Genomic DNA, 20,099 nt, shown 5'->3' on the forward strand with positions numbered 1-20,099 from the left:
TCAGTCGCGCATTGCCCGCCGGGCGCTGTCCGTCCGCCGCTGCGGGTTGCCCAGCCGAACGTCGGCGCTGAGCACGGTGACACCGTCTGCGGAGACCAGCACCGGGTTGATCTCGATGAGGGCGATCTGCGGATGCTCGTCCTTCAGCACGGCCAGCCGGGCCATCAGGTCCTCAAGCGCGTCGATGTCCGCTTCGGGCAGCCCCTGGTAGCCGAACAGTTTCGCCGCGGCGCGGGGCGCGCGCACCAGATCGGCAATGTCGCGGTCCGTCAGCGGCGGGACGCCGTGTGCCCAGTCGTCCAGCAGGCTCGTGGCGTCGCCGGCGAGCCCGAAGGAGATCACCGGTCCCAGCAGCGGATCTTCAATGGCCCGGATGCGGCAGCCCTGCCCGCTGGCGGCCATGGACTGGACTTCCATGTCGAATTCCCCGTAACGGCGCAGCGCCTGGCGCATCTGCTCAACGGTGGTCCGCAGCGCCTCCGGGGTGGAAATGTTCAGCCGCACTCCGCCCAGGTCAAGGCGGTGGCGCAGGTGCCCCTCACGGGTCTTCACGGCAACGGGCCAGCCGAGTTCTTCGGCGGCGGCGACGGCCTCATCCGCCGTGGAGAAGCCGACGGCCGGCAGCACCGAGATCCCGTAGAACTCCAGGAGTGCGGCTGTCTGCGCATGGTCCAGCCTGGTCAGCGCGTCACCCTCGACCCGGTCCATCAGCGTGCCGAGGTAAGCCGCCGCCCCCTCGGTGTCCATGCCGGCCGGTTCCACAAAGCTGCCGTGGTCCCGGCTGGCCCACTCGGTGTAGCGCACCACCGATGCCAGGGCGGTGACCGCGGCTCCGGGGCTGCTGAAGCAGGGCAGCCCTTCGCCCGGAACACCCGGGTCCGCTGCGAGCAGTCCTTCGACATGGGCCCGCGGATCCAGGATGCCGGTGAAGGCGGCAACCAGGGGCTTGCCGGTGGCCTGCACGCATTCGGCCAGGACCGCGGCTATGGCTTCCGTCTTCAGCCCCGGTGCCGGCAGGATCGCAACGACGCCGGCGTCCACGGCGTCGTCGGAAAGCACCTCGGTGACTGTCCGGCGCAGCTGCGGCAGGGCCACGCTCATCCCGGTATCCAGGGCCAGTTCCGTCTCGAGCCGGGTGATCTCCAGGTCCAGGCCCGTGCACGCATCCGCCAGGACCCGGCCCAGTGCCGCCGAATTGCTGAAGACGGCGACACGGCGTCCGCGCGGCAGCGGCTGGCTGACCGCGATCTGCGCCACGTCGATCAGCTGCTCGTTGGTATTGACGCGGATGACGCCGGACTGGCGCAGCATCGCGTCCAGGGCACCCGGAGGTGCCTGCGTGGTCCGGACGGCGTGGCCGGGCGGCAGCTGGAGCCCGGTGACATCCGACTTGGCGACGATCACGGGCTTGGTCCGTGCCAGCCGGCGGGCCAGGCGGGAGAACTTGCGCGGGTTCCCCACCGACTCCAGGTACATCGCCACCACGCGCGTATCGGCGTCGTCCTCCCAGTACTGCATGGCGTCATTGCCGGAGACATCGGCCCGGTTGCCCGCGGAGATGGTGGAGGACAGTCCCAGGGCCCGGCGCTGGGCGGTTGCGTAGAGCAGCACGCCGATCGCGGCGGACTGGCTGAACAGCCCCAGTCCCCCGCGGCGCGGCAGGGCCGGTGCCATGGATGCGTTCAGGGACACTTCCGGCCGGGTGTTGATCAGGCCCAGGGACGCCGGGCCGACCACCCGCATGCCGTGGGCACGTGCGCGGCGGACCAGCGCGCGCTGCTGTGCCAGTCCTTCCGGTCCCTTCGGACCAAAACCGGCCGTGACCACCAGCAGGGCCTTCACCCCGGCGGCGGCGCATTCATCCGCCACCGGAAGGACCTGGTCATACGGCACGGCAATAACGGCCAGCTGGACCGGTTCGGGCACATCGGCAATCCGGCTGTAGCAAATCATCCCGGCGAGTTCGAAGGCCTCCGGGTTAACGGCGTACACCGAGCCCTTGAAGCCGCCCTCGATAATGTGCTCCAGCAGCTGGTAGCCCACCGAGCCCCACTCCCGGCTGGCTCCGATGACGGCGATGGACGACGGCGCAAGCAGGTCCGCCACGCTGCGGGCCTCGGCGCGGTGCTCGCGTGCCTCCATGACCGCAAGGGATTTCTCCGTAGGGTCGATGTTGAAATCCAGGGCGATCACGCCGTCGTCGAAGTGCCGGCTGACCTCGTATCCGGCGTCGGCGAACACACCGATCATTTTGCGGTTCTCCGGCAGCACCTCGGCCGAAAAACGGCGGATCCCGTTCTCCCGGGCGGCGGCAGCCAGGTGCTCCAGCAGGATGGACCCCAGGCCGCGGCCCTGGTGCCCGTCGGAGATGTTGAAGGCAACCTCGGCCTCGGTGGGATCGTCGAGGCGGTCATACCTGCCGATGCCGATAATCTCATCACCGATGGTGATGACAAACGCCACCCGGTCCCGGTAGTCCACGTTCGTGAAGCGCTCAAGCTCCTTGTTGCTGAGCTTGGCCTTGTACGTGAAGAACCGGAGGTAGATGGAGCTCTGCGACTGGCGCATGTGGAACGCCTGCAGCGCGTCCGCGTCCGAGGGCGAAACGGGCCGTAAATGGCCGGTCCCTCCGTCCCGCAACACGACGTCGGCTTCCCAGTATTCGGGGTAATGTCCCTGCTCCACCATAGAATCAGAGTAGTGGGCAATCTTCCCCATAGTCATCAACCCGCTCCGTACAGCGTGGGGCGCCGGCAGGCGGCCACGTACGGTACGGGCTTTTATGTCCCCTAACACTGCAAGGATTCGACAACAGCATGGCCCGGCGCCAACCCGTCTCCAAATCCGTCCCCGGTGAAAAGATCGCCGAGAACATCATCGACATAGATGTCACCACCGAGATGGAAGGCTCCTTCCTGGAGTACGCCTACTCGGTGATCTATTCGCGTGCCCTCCCCGATGCACGCGACGGCCTCAAGCCTGTCCAGCGGCGCATCCTGTACATGATGTCGGAGATGGGCCTGCGCCCGGACCGCGGGCATGTGAAGTCCGCCCGCGTGGTGGGTGAGGTGATGGGCAAGCTGCATCCCCACGGAGACACCGCCATTTATGACGCCATGGTGCGCATGGCCCAGGACTGGGCGCTTCGGCTGCCGCTGATTGACGGCCACGGCAACTTCGGCTCGCTCGACGACGGTCCGGCCGCCGCCCGGTATACCGAAGCCCGGCTGGCTGCACCGGCCCTGACCCTGACGGACCACCTGGACGAAGACGTCGTGGACTTCGTTCCGAACTACGACAACCAGCTCCAGCAGCCGGAAGTGCTGCCGGCTGCCTTCCCGAACCTTCTGGTCAACGGCACCACGGGCATTGCCGTGGGAATGGCCACCAACATGGCCCCGCACAACCTGGGCGAGGTCATCGCAGCCACCCGGCACCTGATCGCCCACCCAGACGCCGGCCTGGATGAAATCATGCGTTTCATCCCCGGACCGGACCTGCCCACCGGCGGACGCATCGTGGGCCTGGACGGCATCCGGGACGCGTATGCCTCCGGCCGCGGCTCCTTCAAGACACGGGCCAAGGTGGAAGTGGAGCAGCTGACGGCCCGCCGCACCGGCCTGGTGGTCACCGAACTGCCCTACATGGTGGGCCCGGAAAAGGTCATCGAAAAAATCAAGGACGCGGTCACGTCCAAGAAGCTGCAGGGCATCTCCGACATTGTGGATCTGACCGACCGCAGCCACGGGCTGCGCCTGGTAATCGAGCTGAAGAACGGGTTCAACCCGAACGCCGTGCTGGCCCAGCTGTACAAGTTCACGCCCATGGAAGATTCCTTCGGCATCAACAATGTCACCCTCGTGGACGGCCAGCCGCGGACCCTGGGCCTGGTGGAACTGCTGCAGGTCTACGTGGCGCACCGCCTCGGCGTCGTCCGCCGGCGGACCGCCTACCGGCTGCGCCGCAAGAAGGACCGGCTGCACCTGGTCGAAGGCCTCCTCATCGCCATCGTGGACATTGATGAAGTCATCCAGATCATCCGTTCCTCGGATGAAACGGCGCAGGCCCGGGAACGGCTGATGGCCGTGTACGACCTGACCGAGATCCAGGCCAACCACATCCTCGAACTGCGCCTGCGTCAGCTGACCAAGTATTCGAGGATCGAGCTGGAGAAGGAGCAGGACGAGCTGCGGAAGGCCATCGAGGAGCTCGAAGCCATCCTGGGCTCCGAACAGCGCCTGCGGTCCCTGGTCTCGGAGGAACTGGGTGAGGTGGCGGCAAAGTACGCGACACCCCGGCGTACCGTCCTGCTCGAATCGGAGGCTGCCTCCCCCCTGAAGGGCGCCGGAGTCGCGGCTGCGGCGGGCACCACCGGCAAGGGAGCCAAGGCGGTCCTGCCGCTGGAAATCCCGGACGATCCCTGCTGGGCGATCCTGTCCACCTCCGGCCAGGTGGCCCGGACCTCGGACCAGGAACCGCTCGCCGAGGGAGGACAGCGGGTACGCCATGACGTTTTCCGCTCCGTAGTGAAAACCACCGCCCGCGGCGAGATCGGTGCCCTGACGTCCTCGGGCCGGATGATCAGGATCTCCGTGCTGGACCTGCCGGCATTGCCCCCGACCGCCGGGCTGCCCAACCTGGCCGGCGGCGTGCCGGTGAAGGAATTCATGACGCTGGGCAAGGGCGAGAAACTGGTGGGACTGGTTCCCCTGAACTCCGTCCTGGCCCTCGGCACCCGGAACGGGGTGGTGAAGCGGGTCAGCCCCGACTACCCGCTGAACCGCGACGACTGGGAAGCCATCACGCTCAAGCCCAAGGACGAGGTTGTGGGGGCGGCGGTGGCTGCGGAGGAGACCGATGAGTTGGTCTTCATCACCCGTTCCGCGCAGCTGCTGCACTTCCCGGCCTCCACCGTCCGCGCCCAGGGCCGCACCGCCGGCGGCGTGGCCGGGATCAAGCTGGCCGCCGACGACGCCGTGGTGTTCTTCGGTGTGGTCGCCGCCGAGGATCCCGACGCCGTCGTCGTCACGGTGTCCTCCACCACGGAGGCACTGCCGGGCACCCCCGGCGGGTCGGTCAAGGTCACCCCGTTTGCCGAGTATCCAGCCAAGGGACGGGCAACGGCCGGAGTCCGTGCGCACCGTTTCCTGAAGGGTGAGGATTCACTGTCCGTCGCGTGGGCCGGCCACGGTCCCGCGAAGGCCTCCGCCGGCAACGGCGTGGCCCGGGCGCTGCCGACGGAGCATGGACGCAGGGACGGATCGGGTGTGCCGCTGACCAATTCGGTGGACGCCGTCGGCCCCAGTCAGGGCTGAACCCTGCGGGTGTCCTACTTCCCGAAACTGCGCAGCCGGAGCGAATTGCCGACCACCAGCACCGAACTGGCCGCCATTGCGGCCCCGGCAATCATCGGGTTCAGCAGTCCAAAGGCGGCCACCGGAATGCCCACGGCGTTGTAGAAGAACGCCCAGAACAGGTTGGTCTTGATGGTCCGCAGGGTCCGCCGGGACAGTTCAATGGCCGTGGCCACCTGCCCCAGGTCATTGCCCATGACGGTCAGGTCCGCCGCTTCCATGGCGACGTCCGTTCCCGATCCCATGGCGATACCGAGATCGGCCTGGGCCAGGGCGGCGGCGTCATTGACGCCGTCGCCGGCCATGGCCACAGTGCGCCCCTGCTCCTGGAAGCGCCGGACCGCGTCCACCTTGCCCTGCGGCCGGACGTCGGCCAGGACATCGTCGGCGGGAATGCCCACCTGCTCCGCCACACGGGCGGCCACCACGGCGTTGTCGCCGGTGAGCAGCACCGGACGCAGGCCCAGGCTGCGGAACCTGGCGATGGCCGCAGCCGAGCCGTCCTTGACCGTGTCCTGCAGGCTGATGATCCCGGCTGCCTTTCCGTCCACGGCTACCAGGACGGCGGTTGCACCGGTTTCCTGTTCTTCACGCAGGCCGGCGTAGGCAGCATCGGCAAGGTCGACGCCGTTCTCATCCAGCCATGCGGGCCGGCCTGCAATGAGCCGGCGGCCGTCCACGGTCCCCCGGACTCCCCCGCCGGGCGCCGAGTCGAACTCCGTGACCGGCACGGAACCCGCACCGGACCGGGCCGCTGCCGCAATGGCCCGGGCAATCGGGTGCTCTCCGGCGGCTTCCACGGATCCTGCCAGACGCAGCAGTCCGTCCTCGGTCAGGTCCGCCGGAGCACTGTCCAGCAGACGCAGCCGGGCCACGGAGAGTTGCCCGGTGGTGACGGTGCCCGTTTTATCCAGCACAATGGTGTCCACGGTCCGGGTGTCCTCCAGGACCTGGGGTCCCTTGATGAGGATGCCCAGCTGCGCGCCGCGTCCCGTGCCGGTCAGCAGGCCAACGGGGGTGGCCAGACCGAGGGCGCACGGGCACGCGATGACCAGCACGGCAACCGCGGCCACGAAGGCTGCCTGCAGATCGCCGGTGAAGATCAGCCACAGCGCAAAGGTCAGGACCGCGACGGCGAGGACCACGGGGACAAAAACGGCGCTGATCCGGTCAGCGAGCCGCGCAATCGGCGCCTTGCCGGACTGGGCTTCACTGACAAGCCGGCCCATCTGTGCCAGCGTGGTTTCGCTGCCCACGCGTGTGGCCCGAACCAGCAGGCGGCCGGAGGTATTGATGGTGGCGCCGGTGACCTGGCTGTCCACGTCCACTTCCACGGGAACCGATTCCCCGGTGATCAGCGAGGCATCAACGGCGGAACGCCCCTCCACCACTACGCCGTCCGTCGGGATTTTCTCCCCCGGGCGGACCACAACCACGTCACCCACGGCGAGCCGGTCTGCCGGAATCCGGATTTCCTCACCGTTGCGCATTACGGCTGCGTCCTTGGCGCCCAGGTTCAGCAGGGCCTTCAGCGCGTCCGAAGCCTTGGTCTTGGCGTTCGCCTCCAGATAGCGCCCCAGCAGGAGGAAGGTCACGACGACGGCGGCCACCTCAAAGTACAGGTGCGGCTCGGACCCCATGCGGGGATCCGCGGTCAGACCGGGGTCAGCCACGAGCTCGCCCACCGAGAACAGGTAGGAGGCAGCAACGCCGATGGAGACGAGCGTGTCCATGGTGGAGGCAAAGTGGCGGGCATTGATTGCCGCCGCGCGGTGGAAGGGCCAGGCGGACCAGGTCACCACCGGCAGGGCCAGCAGGGCGGCCACCCATCCCCAGTGCGGAAACCCAAGGGCGGGAACCATGGAGATCAGCAGCACGGGAACGCTGAGCACCGCGGCCAGGATCAGCCGGGGCCGCAGCGACGCGGCGGTTCCGCCGTGGGCCAGGTGGTCCTCGTGGTCGGCAGGCTCGTTGCCGTCCTTAGCATCCACTGAACTTTCGCCGGAATCAGTCCGGTGCTCCGCCGGCGGATGTGCAGCGGACGATCCCGGGCTCCGGGCCGGGCGGGCTTTGAGCCGCGCCGTGTACCCGGCGGCGTTGACTGCGTCGAGGATCTGCTGGTCCGTTACGGTTTCCGGCGCCGTCACGCGGGCGCTTTCCAGCGGCAGGTTCACCGACGCCTCGACACCTTCGATTTTCCCCAGCTTGCGTTCCACCCGTGCCACGCAGGACGCGCACGTCATGCCCTGGATGTCGAGCTCCACGGCCCTGGTGCGTGAATTCAGCAGGTCCTGAGTGTCCATGATCCGTCCCTTCGTGTTGCTGATGCCTTTTTCTGCCGCCGGTGCCGGAAATGCCCCGCCGGGAAGGCTGTCAGGCTTCGGCGCCGACCACCGTGTAACCCGCTTCGGCTACTGCCTCACCCAACTCGGCCGGTGCGATGGCGCGGTCCGACGTGACGGTGGCAGTGGAGACGCCGCCGGCGTTCAGGTCCACCTGGACGTCGTTGACGCCGTTGATGGCTTTGAGCTCTTCGGTGACTGACATGACGCAGTGTCCGCAGGTCATGCCGGAAATGTTCAGGGTGGTGGTTTCCATGTCTTTGCCTCTTCCTCTGGATTTCAATGGTTGACAGCTGTGCCGGCCATGGGCGGGATGCGGCCCTAGCGCAGAAGCCGGCCGATGGCGTCGGCGGCCTCCTGGACCTTCGCCTGGACAATCTCCGGATTGCCGGTGCGTTCGGATTCCTGTGCGGCGCCGACCACGCAGTGCGACATATGGTCCTGGACCAGCCCGAGGCTGACCGCATGCAGTGCCTTGTTGATGGCGGCCACCTGGGTAAGGATGTCGATGCAGTACTTGTCCTCCTCGACCATCCGGGCAATGCCGCGCACCTGCCCCTCGATCCGGCGCAGCCTGCGCAGATAGGCCTCCTTGTCGGAGGTGTAGCCGTGTGCCCCGCCGGCGGCGGTTTCCGTCACAGCGGCTTCGGTGAGGTTGCTGGTGGTTTCGCTCATGGTCATCTCCCCTTCCGGCCTTTCTCTCAAGATATACCCCCAAGGGGTATCCACACAAGTACCCCCCTGGGGTATCGGACCAGCATGTTTGCCGGCGTCCCGTAAGGTGGTTGTCGTGGCACACGGCGAACTCTCAACAGCAACCCAGGACTATCTGAAGGTCATCTGGACCGCCCAGGAGTGGACGGATGAGCCGCTGACGGTGTCCGCCTTGTCCCTGCACATGGGATTCTCGCCGTCATCGGTATCCGAGGCGGTCAAGAAGCTGACCAAAAAGGGGCTGCTCACCCATGCCCGCTACGGATCCATTGCCCTGACCGACGCGGGCGAAAAGGCAGCTGTGGCCATGGTGCGCCGGCACCGGCTCATTGAAACGTTCCTGGTGGATTACCTTGGCTACCGCTGGGACGAGGTGCACGATGAGGCCGAGCACCTGGAACACGCCGTGTCGGACAAGATGGTGGATGCCCTCGCCGACCGCCTCGGCAATCCGGTCCGGGACCCGCACGGTGATCCGATTCCCGCCCGGGACGGCAGTTTCCCGGTTCTTGATGCACTGCGGCTCAGCCGCTGCGAGCCGGGCACGCGCGGCACCGTAGCGCGTGTCTCGGATAACGAGCCGGAACTGCTCCGCTACATCGCCGAACTCGGCCTGCACCTGGACACTGAGCTGTCGGTGCTGCGGCGCCAGCCATATGCCGGCACGCTCACCGTGGAAAGCGGCGGACGGACGCTGGATCTGGGCCTGCCGGCGGCGGAAGCCATCTGGATTCTGGCACCCGCGGCTGCGCGGGGGAGCGCGGCCGCAGCCGGACCGCGCTAGAGAACGGTTTTGTCGAAGACCACTTCACGGTGGGTCGGCTTGTAACCCAGGCTTTCGTAAAGGCCGAGCGCGCCGGACGGATTCTCGGTATCCACGCCAAGCCCGGCATGCTCCATTCCGCCCTCCCGGAAGCGACGCATGGCCTCGCGCAGCATGGCCGGAGCCAGCTTCCGGCCGCGCCAGCCGCGCCGCACGCCCAGCAGCATGGTGTAGCCCTCGGTGTACCCGTGGATCTCCTCGCCTTCCGGGTCGAAGCTCGCCAGCTGGTAGGCGGCAACCTCACCGGAAGCGGTGTCCAGCACCGCGAAGCTCCACTGCGGCCGGAACTCCGGGTGGCCCACCGTGAATCCCCAGCGCTCCTTGTTCCGCGGCTCGCTGCCCCAGTGATCCTGAAATGCCTCGTTGTGCGCCCGGCGTACGGCATCGGAAATATCCGCAGAGAAGGTCCGGAACTCCATGCCCTCAGGCAGGTCGGCGTCGGGAAGCTCCCCGGCCAGCGGCCTGCTCATCTCCGTGAAGTACCGGACCACGTGCGCACCGGCGGACTCCAGGAGGGCCACCTGTGAGGCGTTGGCTTCCTCCGCGTAGGTGCGCAGCACGCCGTGCTTCCGGTGTTCGGCCATCAGGCGCTCACGAAGGCGGGATTCCTGCCAGCGGAGCACCGCGGTCCCGATGCCCCGGCGCCGCCACTGCGGATCCACCCCGCCGAAGCCGGACCCGGTCTCGGAGCCGGGGTTCAGCGCGATCCGGCCGTAGGCCCGCGCCGTGCCGTCCTTGTCCAGTCCGAGAAGCGTGTCCCGGCCGGGATCCCCCGAGGTCGTCTCCAGTGCCTGCTCCAGGTCCCGGCGGTCCTCCACCCAGCCGGGCTTGTCCGCTTCAGCCATCCTGCGGATCAGGGCATACCAGGTGTCCACGTCTTCGGAGTCGATGGAGCGCCAGCGGAGACCTGTCTCCGGGCCGGGGAACACGGGCGGCGTGGAAATCTGCATCCATCCACCCTAGGACAGAAGCGCCTCCTCCGCACCCAGCGAGACCCTCCGGTCGCACCAGGCAGCGTCCGCGCGGTTGTGCGTGACCACCACCACGGCCTTCCCCCGCAGCCCGGATTTCAGGTCAGCCATCAGCTGGTCCGCGGCAGCCGCGTCAAGGTGCGCGGTGGGCTCATCCAGGAGAACGACGTCGGCCGAGGCAAGCAGCGCACGCGCCACGGCGAGGCGCTGGCGCTGGCCGCCGGAGAGGAAATGCCCGCCGGAGCCGATGGGGGTATCCAATCCGTCCGGCAAGGTCTCGAACAGCGGCCCCAGACCCACGGCCTCCAGCGCCTCGAGCATTTCCGCCTCGGACGGTGCCAGCGAGCGGTCCCGGGCGAGGAGCAGGTTGCCGCGCAGGGTCGAGTCGAACAGGTGTGCTTCCTGCGGGCACCAGGCCATCCGCCGCGCCGCCGGCGGGAGCGACTGTGCCGGCGTCCCGTTGATCAGGTAGGAACCGCTGCGCGGCGTCAGGAAGCCCAGCAGCACACCCAGCAGTGTGGACTTGCCGCTGCCCGACGGTCCGGTCACGGCAACCCACTCCCCCGCCGAGACGGTGAGGCTGACGCCTGCCAGGACGTCCATGTCTGAATCCGGGTAGCGGTAGCGGATGTTTTCCAGCTGCAGCGAACGCACCTTGGCGCTGCCCTGGGCCGCTCCTGCGTTCTCCGGCGCCCCGGCATCGACGTCGTCCGTGCCGAGATCCGGCAGCACCTTGTCCCCGAGCGTGCGCCAGGCGGAGAACTGCTGGATGGAGCCGTTGACGGCAATAAACGGTTCAATCAGGGCCAGCTGCACCAGGACCACGACGGCGGCAACCGTGGCCGGGTATTCGCGTGAGGCACCGATCATGTAGAGCGCACTCAGGGAACAGGCCAGGGCGGTCAGGGCATTGGCCAGGCCCTGTGCCCAGGCGCTGCGGCGGACCGCCTTGGCGGCGGCTGCTTCGAGCTGCTCCTGCCGGGCGAGGACCGGTGCGGAACTGGAATTGGCTTCCAGATCCCGTGCGGCGGAGAGCAGCCGGGCCATGGAGGACATGGAGCGGGCCTGAAGATTCACCGTGGCGGCCCGCGCCGTACGGTCTGCCAGCAGCGCCACCAACGGGGCCGCGACCAGACCGACCAGGCACAGCGCCGCCTGGACGGCCAGTCCTTCCGGCACCAGCAGCCACGTGGCCAGGCAGGCTGCCACCGCTGTCAGGAAACCGGTCAGCGGGGCAAAGACCACCCGCGGGGCAATGTCGCGAAGCTCATCAACATCGCCCACCAGCCGTTCGAGGGCACCCGAGCCGCGGGCAACGCGGCGCCAACCCTCCGGCCGCTGCAGCAGTCCGTTCCAGAGCCGCACGCGCAGGTCATTGGTGGCCCGGAATACGGCGTCGTGCAGGCGCAGCCGCTCCAGGTAGCGGAGCAGTGCGCGCCCGATTCCGAAGAACCGGACCCCCACAATCGCAGTCAGCAGATAGAGAATGGGCGGCTGTTCGCTCGCCCGGACAATCAGCCACGCGGACAGCGCGGTCAGGGCCACGGCGAACAGGGTGGCTCCGGTGCCCAGCACCAGGGCCATGACAAACTGCCTGCTCCAGGGCCGCAGCACCAGCAGGTTCTTCCACAGCGGCTGGTGGACGGGCGTCCCGTCAGCGCCGCCGCCCGTCCGGGTCTGCCTGCCGGCCGGAGCCGGCGTCACTGCGGAAACTGCCGGGGCAGGCCGCGCCGGCTCCGCATATCCCGGTTCGGGCTGCCGGGCAGCCGGGTCACCGGCGGCCGCCGAGGACACCGGGATGACAGTCTGGGCGATGGCGGCAGTCGCGGCGTCGTGCGCCACCAGCAAGACAGTCGCCCGTCCGCGGAGTCCCGACAGTGCGGTGCGGACGGCAGCGGCGCTGGCAGCGTCCAGATGGGCCGTGGGTTCATCGGCGAGCAGGACATGCACGCCGGAACGGCCGTGGATCCGGGCGAGGGCACGGGCAACCGCCACGCGGCGCTGTTCACCCGGGCTCAAATCCGCGGTGGCGGCATCCACCAGGTGTGCGGCGCCGATCATTTCCAGCGCGGAGCGGGCAGCGTCCCGGCCGGCCCAGTCCGGATCCGCCGCTGTTCCGGGGACGCCGGCATAGAGCGCTATTTCCTCGGCAACGGTATCTTCCACCAGCACGGGGTGCTGGGGTATCCAGGCCAGTGAGGCGCGGTCCACGCCCTGCACCGTTCCGGAAATACGGGTGTCTCCGCCGTCGCGGCGCAGCCCTGCCAGCACCTCAAGGACCGAGGTCTTGCCGGTTCCGCTGGGGCCGGTGAGGGCGGCGATGCTGCCCGCGGGCACCGTAAAGGAAAGATTGTCCACGGCCGGGTGCGGACGGCCGGCATAAGTAATCGACAGGCCGCTGACCTGCAGCGCGGAGGCGGGAGCCGCTTCTCCGCCGATCAGCCGGCGGGCCTCAGGCGCTTTCAGTACCGCGTTGGTGCGGTTCAGGGCTTCCAGTCCGTCTTCGCTGGAGTGGTGTGCGGTGCCCAGATCACGCAGCGGCTGGTAGCACTCGGGGGCCAGGATCAGGGCGAGCAGCCCCACCTCCAGCGGCATTCCGCCGTGCACCAGCCGGACGCCGATGAAGACGGCCACCAGCGCAACCGAGATGGTGGCAATGAGTTCCAGCGCCAGGGAGGACATAAAGGCCACCCGCAGTGTTGCCAGCGTGGTGATGCGGTAGCGGTCCGCGACGTCGCGCAGGGCGCGGGTCTGGGCCTTCGCGCGGCCCAGGCCCACCAGCACGGGCAGGCCCTTGGCGAGTTCGAGCATGTTGTCGGACAGCCGGTTCAGGGCGTCCACGGCTGCGGCCGTCTTATCCTCGGTGTGCAGGCCGATGAGGATCATAAACACCGGAATGAGGGGCACCGTGAGCACGATGATCAGGGCGCTGACCCAGTCCGCAGACAGGATGCGGACGCCCACCAGCAGGGGCACGACGGCGCAGGTCACCAACGCGGGCAGGTACTTGGAATAGTAGTTGTCCAGCCCGTCCAGACCCCGGGTGAGCAGGACGCTCAGGGCGCCGCTGCCCATCCCCGGCACGGAACCGCCGTCGGCCAGCACCCGCGCGGAAAGCTGTCCGCGCAGTTCATCCTTGACACCGGCGGCCGCACGCTGGGCCACGGTGTCCTGGCCCCACACGGCCAGGGAGCGCAGCACCGCCCCGGCTACCCCCAGGAACAGCAGGCGGTTCCAGTCGGGCCCCTCTCCGGCGAGGCCGGTAATTCCGCCTGCTACGGCGTCGGCCAGCAGCACCAGTCCCGCCGCTTTGAGGGCAGCCAGCAGCCCAAGAAGGTACAGCGCCCGCCTGCTCGTGGCACTGACCGGCAGGACCGGCTTCACTGGGCGGTAAAGGAATGGGGGGCAGGGATGGACTCAGCCGAGACCCGCTTCCGGAAGACCCAGTAGGTCCAGCCCTGGTAGAGCACCACCACGGGCAGGCCGAACAGCGCCACCCAGCTCATGACCTTCAGGGCGTAGGGAGATGCCGAGGCATTCTCCACGGTCAGGTTCCATGCGGCGTCGAGGGTGGAGGGCAGCACCACCGGGTACATGGACGCGAAGATGGTGACTGCGCCTGCCACCAGGAAAACGGCCAGGCTGACAAACGTGGCGCCGTCCTTGCTCCGGCGGGCAAAGATCCAGGCCAGGAGCGCGCCCACCACGGCAACCACCAGCAGCGGCAGCGTGGCCACCTTGGCGTTCATGAACTGGACAATGACGGCCCAGGCCGCGAGCGGGAGGATGCCCACGGGCAGCCAGCGCAGCACCGCCCTGCGGGCACGGTCGCGGATCTCGCCGTCGGTCTTCAGCATCAGGAACGCGCAGGCATGCACCAGGCAGAACGCCACCACGGCGACCCCGCCCAGGACTGCATACGGCGTCAGCCAGGCGAAGGCACCGCCCACGCGGTCACCGTTTTCATTCAGCGGCAGTCCGGTGGTGGTCAGGCCAAGCGCCGCACCGACGCCGAAGGCGGCCACGAGCGAGCCCAGGGCCAGTCCCCAGTCCCAGCGGTTGCGCCAGGAGTCGCTGTCATGCTTGCCGCGGTACTCGATGGACACGGCGCGGAAGATCAGTCCCAGCAGCACCAGGACCAGCGGAATGTACAGGGCGGAGAACAGCGACGCGTACCACATGGGGAAGGCGGCGAAGGTCATGGCGCCAACGGTAATCAGCCAGACCTCGTTGCCGTCCCATACCGGACCGATGGTGTTCAGCAGAACCCGGCGTTCCCTCTCATTGCGGGCCATCAACTTCATCAGCATGCCCACGCCAAGGTCGAATCCCTCGAGGAAGAGGTATCCGACCCACAGGAAGGCAATCACTATGAACCAGAACAACGGTAGCGACATTACTTCAGAGCTCCAGGAATGCCGGCAGCCGGCAGGGTTGGGGTGTTCTCCGGCAGCGGCCGGCCGGCCGCTGCCCGGAAGGTCAGATGAGGGCGGGTGCTAATACGCGAAGTCCAGGACATCGTCCTTCTTCCTTCCGGGGCCTCCGTCGGGGTCACCGCCGGCCGAGTCCAGGCCGCCGCTGCTGCCGTCATTGTCTCCGTGCAGCAGGTCCGGCATGGCCGCGGGAACGCCGCCGCGCACAAACTTGAAGAGCAGGCGCACTTCCACGATCAGCAGGGCCAGGTAGACCAGGGTGAAGGCGCTGACGGAGAAGATCAGCTCGGCCATGCTCACTCCCGGTGAGACCGCGGCCGCAGTGAACATAAAGACCCCGTCCACGCCGGTGGGATTGGGAGCGACCACGAAGGGCTGGCGGCCCATTTCCGTAAAGATCCAGCCCGCGGAGTTGGCGCCGAAGGGGGCCAGGATTCCGAAGACGGCCAGCCGCATCAGCCACCTCGCCTCGGGAACGGTTCCCTTGCGGACCACCCAGAGGGCGAAGGCGGCGGCCACGGCAGCGATGCCGCCGAAACCGATCATGATGCGGAAGCCCCAGTAGGTGACGGCGAAGTTCGGGGTGTAGTCGATTTCAGCCCCGGCGTTGGTGCCGTACATCTCGTTGTCCGGCAGGTTGGTTCCGTAGGCATCGCGGTACTCGTCCAGGAGGGTGTTCACACCGCGGATCTCGGTATCGAAGTCACCATTGGCCAGGAAGGAAAGCATGCCCGGGATTTCGACCAGGGTGTCAACGTCTTCGCAGTTCACCGCACCCGGGTCGCCGATGGACAGGACCGAGAAGCCGGTGCCGTCGTGGCAGGCGGCCTCGGCGGCGGCCATTTTCATGGGCTGCTGCTCAAACATCAGTTTGCCCTGCAGGTCACCGCTTACCGCCACGCCGGCGAACGCGACGACGGCGACGGCGGCGCCGATGCGCAGGGAGCGCAGCCACACGGTGTGGTCCGTCTTGTCGCGGCCGGTCTCCGGCCGCTCCCCGACCACCACGTAGCCGCGCTCATCCACCGTGTCGATGCCGTCGCGGCGCCGCTTCCAGAGGTGATACCAGGCGATGCCGATCAGGAAACCGCCGGCCACGGCGAAGGCGCCGAAGACGGTGTGCGGGAACGCCACCAGAAGGGTGTTGTTGGTCAGCACCGCCCAGATATCGTTCATCACCGGCCGGCCGTCCACCATCTCCACGCCTACCGGGTGCTGCATCCAGGAGTTGGCAGCGAGGATGAAGTAGGCGGAAAGCATGGAGGCAAGAGTGGTGATCCACAGGCAGGCCAGGTGGACCTTTTTCGGCAGCCGTTTCCAGCCGAAGATCCAGAGTCCCAGGAACACCGATTCGGTGAAGAAGGCCAGCAGGGATTCCAGTGCCAGCGGGGCGCCGAACACATCGCCGACGAAGCGGCTGTATTCACTCCATGCCATTCCGAACTGGAACTCCTGCACCAGGCCGGTGGCCAGGCCGAGGATGAAGTTGATGAGGAACAGCTTGCCCCAGAACTTGGTCATTCGCAGGTACTGCTCTTTGCCTGTCCGCACCCAGGCGGTCTGCATGGTTGCCACCACGAGTCCCAAGCCAATGGTCAGCGGAACCATGAGGAAGTGGTAGACGGTAGTGATGCCGAACTGCCACCGGGCAATATCCAGTGCTTCCACGCTTCTATTTCCTTCAATCGAGGAACGACTTCTACACGTCGTAGAAAGTCTTACTTCTACACAGCGTAGAACACCAGCGCAAAGATTTCTACGTGATGTAGAACCTGTGGATCAAAAGCGGTACATTAGTAAGTCTGGACCCGATACCGGGGTCCGCCGAGGTCTCGACCAAAAAAGGATGCAGATGGCAACGCTCGGTGAGCTGGAACGCGCAATGATGGACCTGCTTTGGGAGTCAAGCGACGCAGCGACCGCCAACGAACTACGCGAGAAGCTGGCGCAGCGCGAGGACTCCGGCGACGGCAAGGGCCTGGCGGTCACCACCGTACTGACCGTGCTCTCGCGGCTGGAAAAGAAGGCACTGGTCCAGCGCGAACGCAAGATCCGCCCCCACCGCTACCGTGCCGTGACCTCGCGCGCCGAACACACCGCCGAGCTTATGCACGAAGCCCTGGGAACGGCCAATGACCGCGAAGCCGTGCTGGCCCGGTTCGTGGGGTCCGTTTCGGACTCCGAGGCCCAAATGCTGCGCAGGCTCCTCGGCGCCTGACACCCCGGGTGTTCTGGGCCTCCTACGCTCTCGCTGCGCTGGCAATCCTGCTGGCGTGGCCCGTACCGGTGCTCCTTTCCCGGGCGCAATGGCCCGCGCGCTCCCCGTTCACCGCCATGGTCCTCTGGCAGGCCATAGCCCTTGCGGGCGGCCTGTCGATGATCGGCGCCATGCTCACCTGGGGACTCGAACCCCTCGGGGACAACCTGCTGGACGGACTGCACGGCCTCTGGCGGATCCTGCTTAACGGCGCGCCGGCCAGCACACTGGGCCTGGTCCACGTTTTCGCCCTGAGCGCCGCAGCCCTGCTGGGCGCCCATCTGGTGTTCACGCTGCTGCTGACCTACTACCGGATCCTGCGCGGCAGGCGGCGGCACCGTGACATGCTGAACCTGCTCAGCAGCCCTTCCGCGGATACTCCTGCCACCCTGGTCATCCAGCATCCGACTCCGGTGGCCTACTGCCTGCCCGGCGGTGCACGATCGGTCACCGTGCTCTCCGACGGACTGTTGAACATGCTTTCCAAGGAGGAGCTGGCAGCGGTCCTGACCCACGAGCGGGCCCATCTGGCCCAGCACCACCATCTGCTGCTCTGGGCCTTCGCCGCCTGGCGCGCTGCCCTGCCCTGGCTGCCGACATCGCTCCTCGCGCAGCGTTCGGTCAATGAGCTCATCGAAATGCTCGCCGACGACGAGGCACTGCACGAGGTGGACCGGAGCACCCTTGTCCGCGCCGTGGCCATTGTCGCTTCCGGAACCGCCGCGCCTGACCCGGGAGCGGACACGCCGCGGTCCGGGCAGCCCGGCCCCCGAAACGCCCCCCTGCTCCTGGGAAGCCCTGAGGCTTCCGAACCGCTGGGCACAGCGGGCAGGCTCAGCCGCCTGCTGACGCCGCGGCCGCCGCTGCCCCGCTGGCAGCAGTGGGCCGTACTGGGCCTCTCGCTCCTGCTGCTGGCCGTACCGACCACGCTCCTGATCGCCCCGGGGCTGCTGGACTAGCGCTGCCGGACTGGAGCTGCCGGACTTGAGCTGCCGGACGGCGCCCCTGCAGCGCGCCGTGCGGCCGGAGTCATCTACTGCTAGGCGTCAATCCGGTCCCGGTCCAGCATGGCGGCACCGGCAATGATGAAGTCCTTCCGCGGGGCCACGTCGCTGCCCATCAGCAGCTCGAACGCCCGCTCGGCCGCAGCTGCTTCGGAAATGCGCACCCGCCGCAGCGTACGGTGCCGGGGGTCCATGGTGGTCTCGGCCAGCTGGCCCGCGTCCATCTCGCCCAGGCCCTTGTAACGCTGGATCGGTTCCTTGTAGCGCTTGCCTTCCTTCTCCAGCCGGGACAGCACCTGGTGCAGTTCCTTTTCACTGTAGGTGTAGACCATCTCGTTGCTCTTGGAACCGGCGTTGATGACTTCCACGCGGTGCAGCGGAGGAACGGCCGCGTAGACCCGCCCGTCCTCCACCAGCGGGCGCATATAGCGGAAGAACAGCGTCAGCAGCAGTGTCCGGATGTGCGCGCCGTCGACGTCGGCGTCGGTCATGAAAATGACCTTCCCGTAACGGGCCGCGTCAAGCTGGAAGCTGCGGCCGGACCCGGCACCCACCACCTGGATCAGTGCCGCACACTCGGCATTGGAGAGCATGTCCGCCACGGATGCCTTCTGCACATTGAGGATCTTCCCCCGGATCGGCAGCAGCGCCTGGTAGTCCGAGGACCGGGCGAGCTTGGCTGTGCCCAGGGCGCTGTCACCTTCCACGATGAACAGTTCCGAGCGTTCCTGGTCATCGATGCGGCAGTCCGCCAGCTTGGCCGGCATGGTCGAGGTTTCGAGCGCGTTTTTCCGGCGCTGGGTTTCCTTGTGCACGCGGGCGGAGATCCGGGACTTCATCTCCGCCACCACCTTTTCCAGCAGCTGCGATGACTGGGCCTTGTCGGCACGCGCGGTGGAGTTCAGCCGGGCCGTGATTTCCTTCTCCACGACCTTGCTCACAATGGCCCGCACCGCAGAGGTTCCGAGGATTTCCTTCGTCTGGCCTTCAAACTGCGGTTCGGCCAGCCGGACGGTGAGCACGGCGGTGAGGCCGGCGAAGACATCATCCTTTTCAATCTTGTCGTTGCCGGCCTTGAGCTTGCGGGCATTGGCTTCAATAACCTTGCGGAAGGTTTTCAGCAGGCCCTGCTCAAAGCCGGTCTGGTGGGTTCCGCCCTTCGGCGTCGCGATGATGTTCACGAATGAACGGATGGTCGTTTCGTAGCCGATCCCCCAGCGCAGGGCGATGTCCACCTCGGCCTCGCGCTCGATTTCGGTGATCCGGCTGTGTCCGCTGTCATCGAGCACAGGGACGGATTCCTTGAACTTCCCCGAGCCGTGCAGGCGCCAGACATCGGTGACGGCGGCGTCCGCGGCCAGATAGTCGACAAACTCCGCGATCCCGCCGTCGTGGTGGAAGACCTCTTCCACGGGGCCGTTTTCTCCGGGCGTTCCCGGCAGCCGCCGTTCATCGCGGAGGGTGATCCGCAGCCCGGGCACCAGGAACGAGGTTTGCCGGGCCCGGGCCTGCAGCTCCGTGTAGGAGAACTTGGCATCCGGCGTGAAGATCTGCCGGTCCGCCCAGTAGCGGATCCGCGTGCCCGTGACGCCGCGCTTGGCCTTGCCGACCACTTCCAGGCGTGAGCCGTCCAGGTACGGAGAGAATTTGGCCTCAGGTCCGGGTTTCCTGCCGGTGTCCTCAAAGCGGCCGGGCTCTCCGCGGCGGAAGGCCATCTGGTACGTCTTGCCGGCACGGTCCACCTGCACGTCGAGACGGGAAGACAGGGCGTTGACCACGCTCGCACCCACACCGTGCAGTCCGCCGGAGGCCGCATAGGATCCGCCGCCGAACTTGCCGCCGGCGTGAAGCTTGGTGAACACCACTTCGACGCCGGAGAGCCCGGTTTTGGGCTCGATGTCCACGGGGATGCCGCGTCCGTCGTCGTGGATCTCCACGGAACCGTCCGGGTGGAGGATGACCTTGATACTCTGCCCAAAGCCTGCAAGGGCTTCGTCGACCGAGTTGTCGATGATTTCCCACAGGCAGTGCATCAGGCCGCGCGAGTCGGTGGACCCGATATACATGCCGGGACGCTTGCGGACGGCTTCCAGTCCTTCCAGAACGGACAGGTGCCGGGCGTTGTAATCAGAACTTGGGGGCGCCACGTGCGTTGAAACTCCTTGGTGCCGGCTGCAGTGCCGGTAAAGATATCCGGGAAC

General features: G+C 67.3%; 13 protein-coding genes. 4 read left to right on the forward strand and 9 right to left on the reverse strand.

Going from position 1 to position 20,099, the window contains the following annotated elements; translation table 11 throughout:
* Complete coding sequence (locus tag GD627_RS10295; RefSeq protein ID WP_152272408.1) at nucleotides 1-2,688, reverse strand: bifunctional acetate--CoA ligase family protein/GNAT family N-acetyltransferase; 2,688 nt, start codon at nucleotides 2,686-2,688, stop codon at nucleotides 1-3.
* Nucleotides 2,689-2,816: 128 nt separating this feature from the next.
* Here GD627_RS10295 and GD627_RS10300 point away from each other — a divergent pair, with 128 nt between their 5' ends.
* A complete protein-coding gene (locus tag GD627_RS10300; RefSeq protein ID WP_152272409.1) occupies nucleotides 2,817-5,315 on the forward strand; it encodes a DNA gyrase/topoisomerase IV subunit A in 2,499 nt (832 codons plus the stop codon).
* Between the two features lie 14 nt (nucleotides 5,316-5,329).
* On the opposite strand, the gene GD627_RS10305 is transcribed toward GD627_RS10300, so the two are convergent.
* The 3 genes from GD627_RS10305 to GD627_RS10315 form a co-directional block, all read right to left on the reverse strand.
* Complete coding sequence (locus GD627_RS10305; protein WP_152272410.1) at nucleotides 5,330-7,657, reverse strand: heavy metal translocating P-type ATPase; 2,328 nt, start codon at nucleotides 7,655-7,657, stop codon at nucleotides 5,330-5,332.
* A gap of 70 nt (nucleotides 7,658-7,727) precedes the next feature.
* Complete coding sequence (locus GD627_RS10310) at nucleotides 7,728-7,952, reverse strand: heavy-metal-associated domain-containing protein (protein ID WP_146362349.1); 225 nt, start codon at nucleotides 7,950-7,952, stop codon at nucleotides 7,728-7,730.
* A 65-nt stretch (nucleotides 7,953-8,017) separates the two neighbouring features.
* Entirely contained in the window at nucleotides 8,018-8,371 is a 354-nt protein-coding gene (locus GD627_RS10315) for a metal-sensitive transcriptional regulator (protein ID WP_425481909.1), read from the reverse strand.
* Between the two features lie 115 nt (nucleotides 8,372-8,486).
* On the opposite strand from GD627_RS10315, the gene GD627_RS10320 reads away from it, so the two are divergent.
* A complete protein-coding gene (locus GD627_RS10320) occupies nucleotides 8,487-9,194 on the forward strand; it encodes a metal-dependent transcriptional regulator (protein WP_246165425.1) in 708 nt (235 codons plus the stop codon).
* Here the strand turns inward: GD627_RS10320 and GD627_RS10325 are convergent.
* From GD627_RS10325 to GD627_RS10340, 4 genes are all read right to left on the reverse strand, one after another.
* Entirely contained in the window at nucleotides 9,191-10,183 is a 993-nt protein-coding gene (locus GD627_RS10325; protein ID WP_246165426.1) for a GNAT family N-acetyltransferase, read from the reverse strand. The genes GD627_RS10320 and GD627_RS10325 overlap by 4 nt on opposite strands.
* A 9-nt stretch (nucleotides 10,184-10,192) precedes the next feature.
* Nucleotides 10,193-13,588, reverse strand: a complete 3,396-nt coding sequence (gene cydD / locus GD627_RS10330; RefSeq protein ID WP_246165427.1) for a thiol reductant ABC exporter subunit CydD — start codon at nucleotides 13,586-13,588, stop codon at nucleotides 10,193-10,195.
* Nucleotides 13,585-14,601 (reverse strand): cytochrome d ubiquinol oxidase subunit II, encoded by a 1,017-nt coding sequence (gene cydB / locus GD627_RS10335; protein ID WP_152272413.1) that lies wholly within the window; start codon nucleotides 14,599-14,601, stop codon nucleotides 13,585-13,587. Before cydB ends, cydD begins: the two co-directional genes overlap by 4 nt.
* Nucleotides 14,602-14,700: 99 nt before the next feature.
* Complete coding sequence (locus tag GD627_RS10340) at nucleotides 14,701-16,305, reverse strand: cytochrome ubiquinol oxidase subunit I (RefSeq protein ID WP_152272414.1); 1,605 nt, start codon at nucleotides 16,303-16,305, stop codon at nucleotides 14,701-14,703.
* Nucleotides 16,306-16,489: 184 nt separating this feature from the next.
* On the opposite strand from GD627_RS10340, the gene GD627_RS10345 reads away from it, so the two are divergent.
* Both GD627_RS10345 and GD627_RS10350 read left to right on the forward strand, forming a co-directional pair.
* On the forward strand, nucleotides 16,490-16,855 hold the full coding sequence (locus tag GD627_RS10345; protein ID WP_152272415.1) for a BlaI/MecI/CopY family transcriptional regulator: 366 nt from the start codon (nucleotides 16,490-16,492) through the stop codon (nucleotides 16,853-16,855).
* Nucleotides 16,856-16,863: 8 nt separating this feature from the next.
* Nucleotides 16,864-17,853, forward strand: coding sequence for a M56 family metallopeptidase (locus GD627_RS10350; protein WP_152272416.1), 990 nt, complete (start codon nucleotides 16,864-16,866; stop codon nucleotides 17,851-17,853).
* Nucleotides 17,854-17,933: 80 nt separating this feature from the next.
* On the opposite strand, the gene GD627_RS10355 is transcribed toward GD627_RS10350, so the two are convergent.
* Nucleotides 17,934-20,045, reverse strand: a complete 2,112-nt coding sequence (locus GD627_RS10355; RefSeq protein WP_152272417.1) for a DNA gyrase/topoisomerase IV subunit B — start codon at nucleotides 20,043-20,045, stop codon at nucleotides 17,934-17,936.
* Nucleotides 20,046-20,099 lie beyond the last annotated feature (54 nt).

The sequence above is a fragment of the Arthrobacter yangruifuii genome (assembly GCF_009192775.1).
GTDB lineage: Bacteria > Actinomycetota > Actinomycetes > Actinomycetales > Micrococcaceae > Arthrobacter_B > Arthrobacter_B yangruifuii.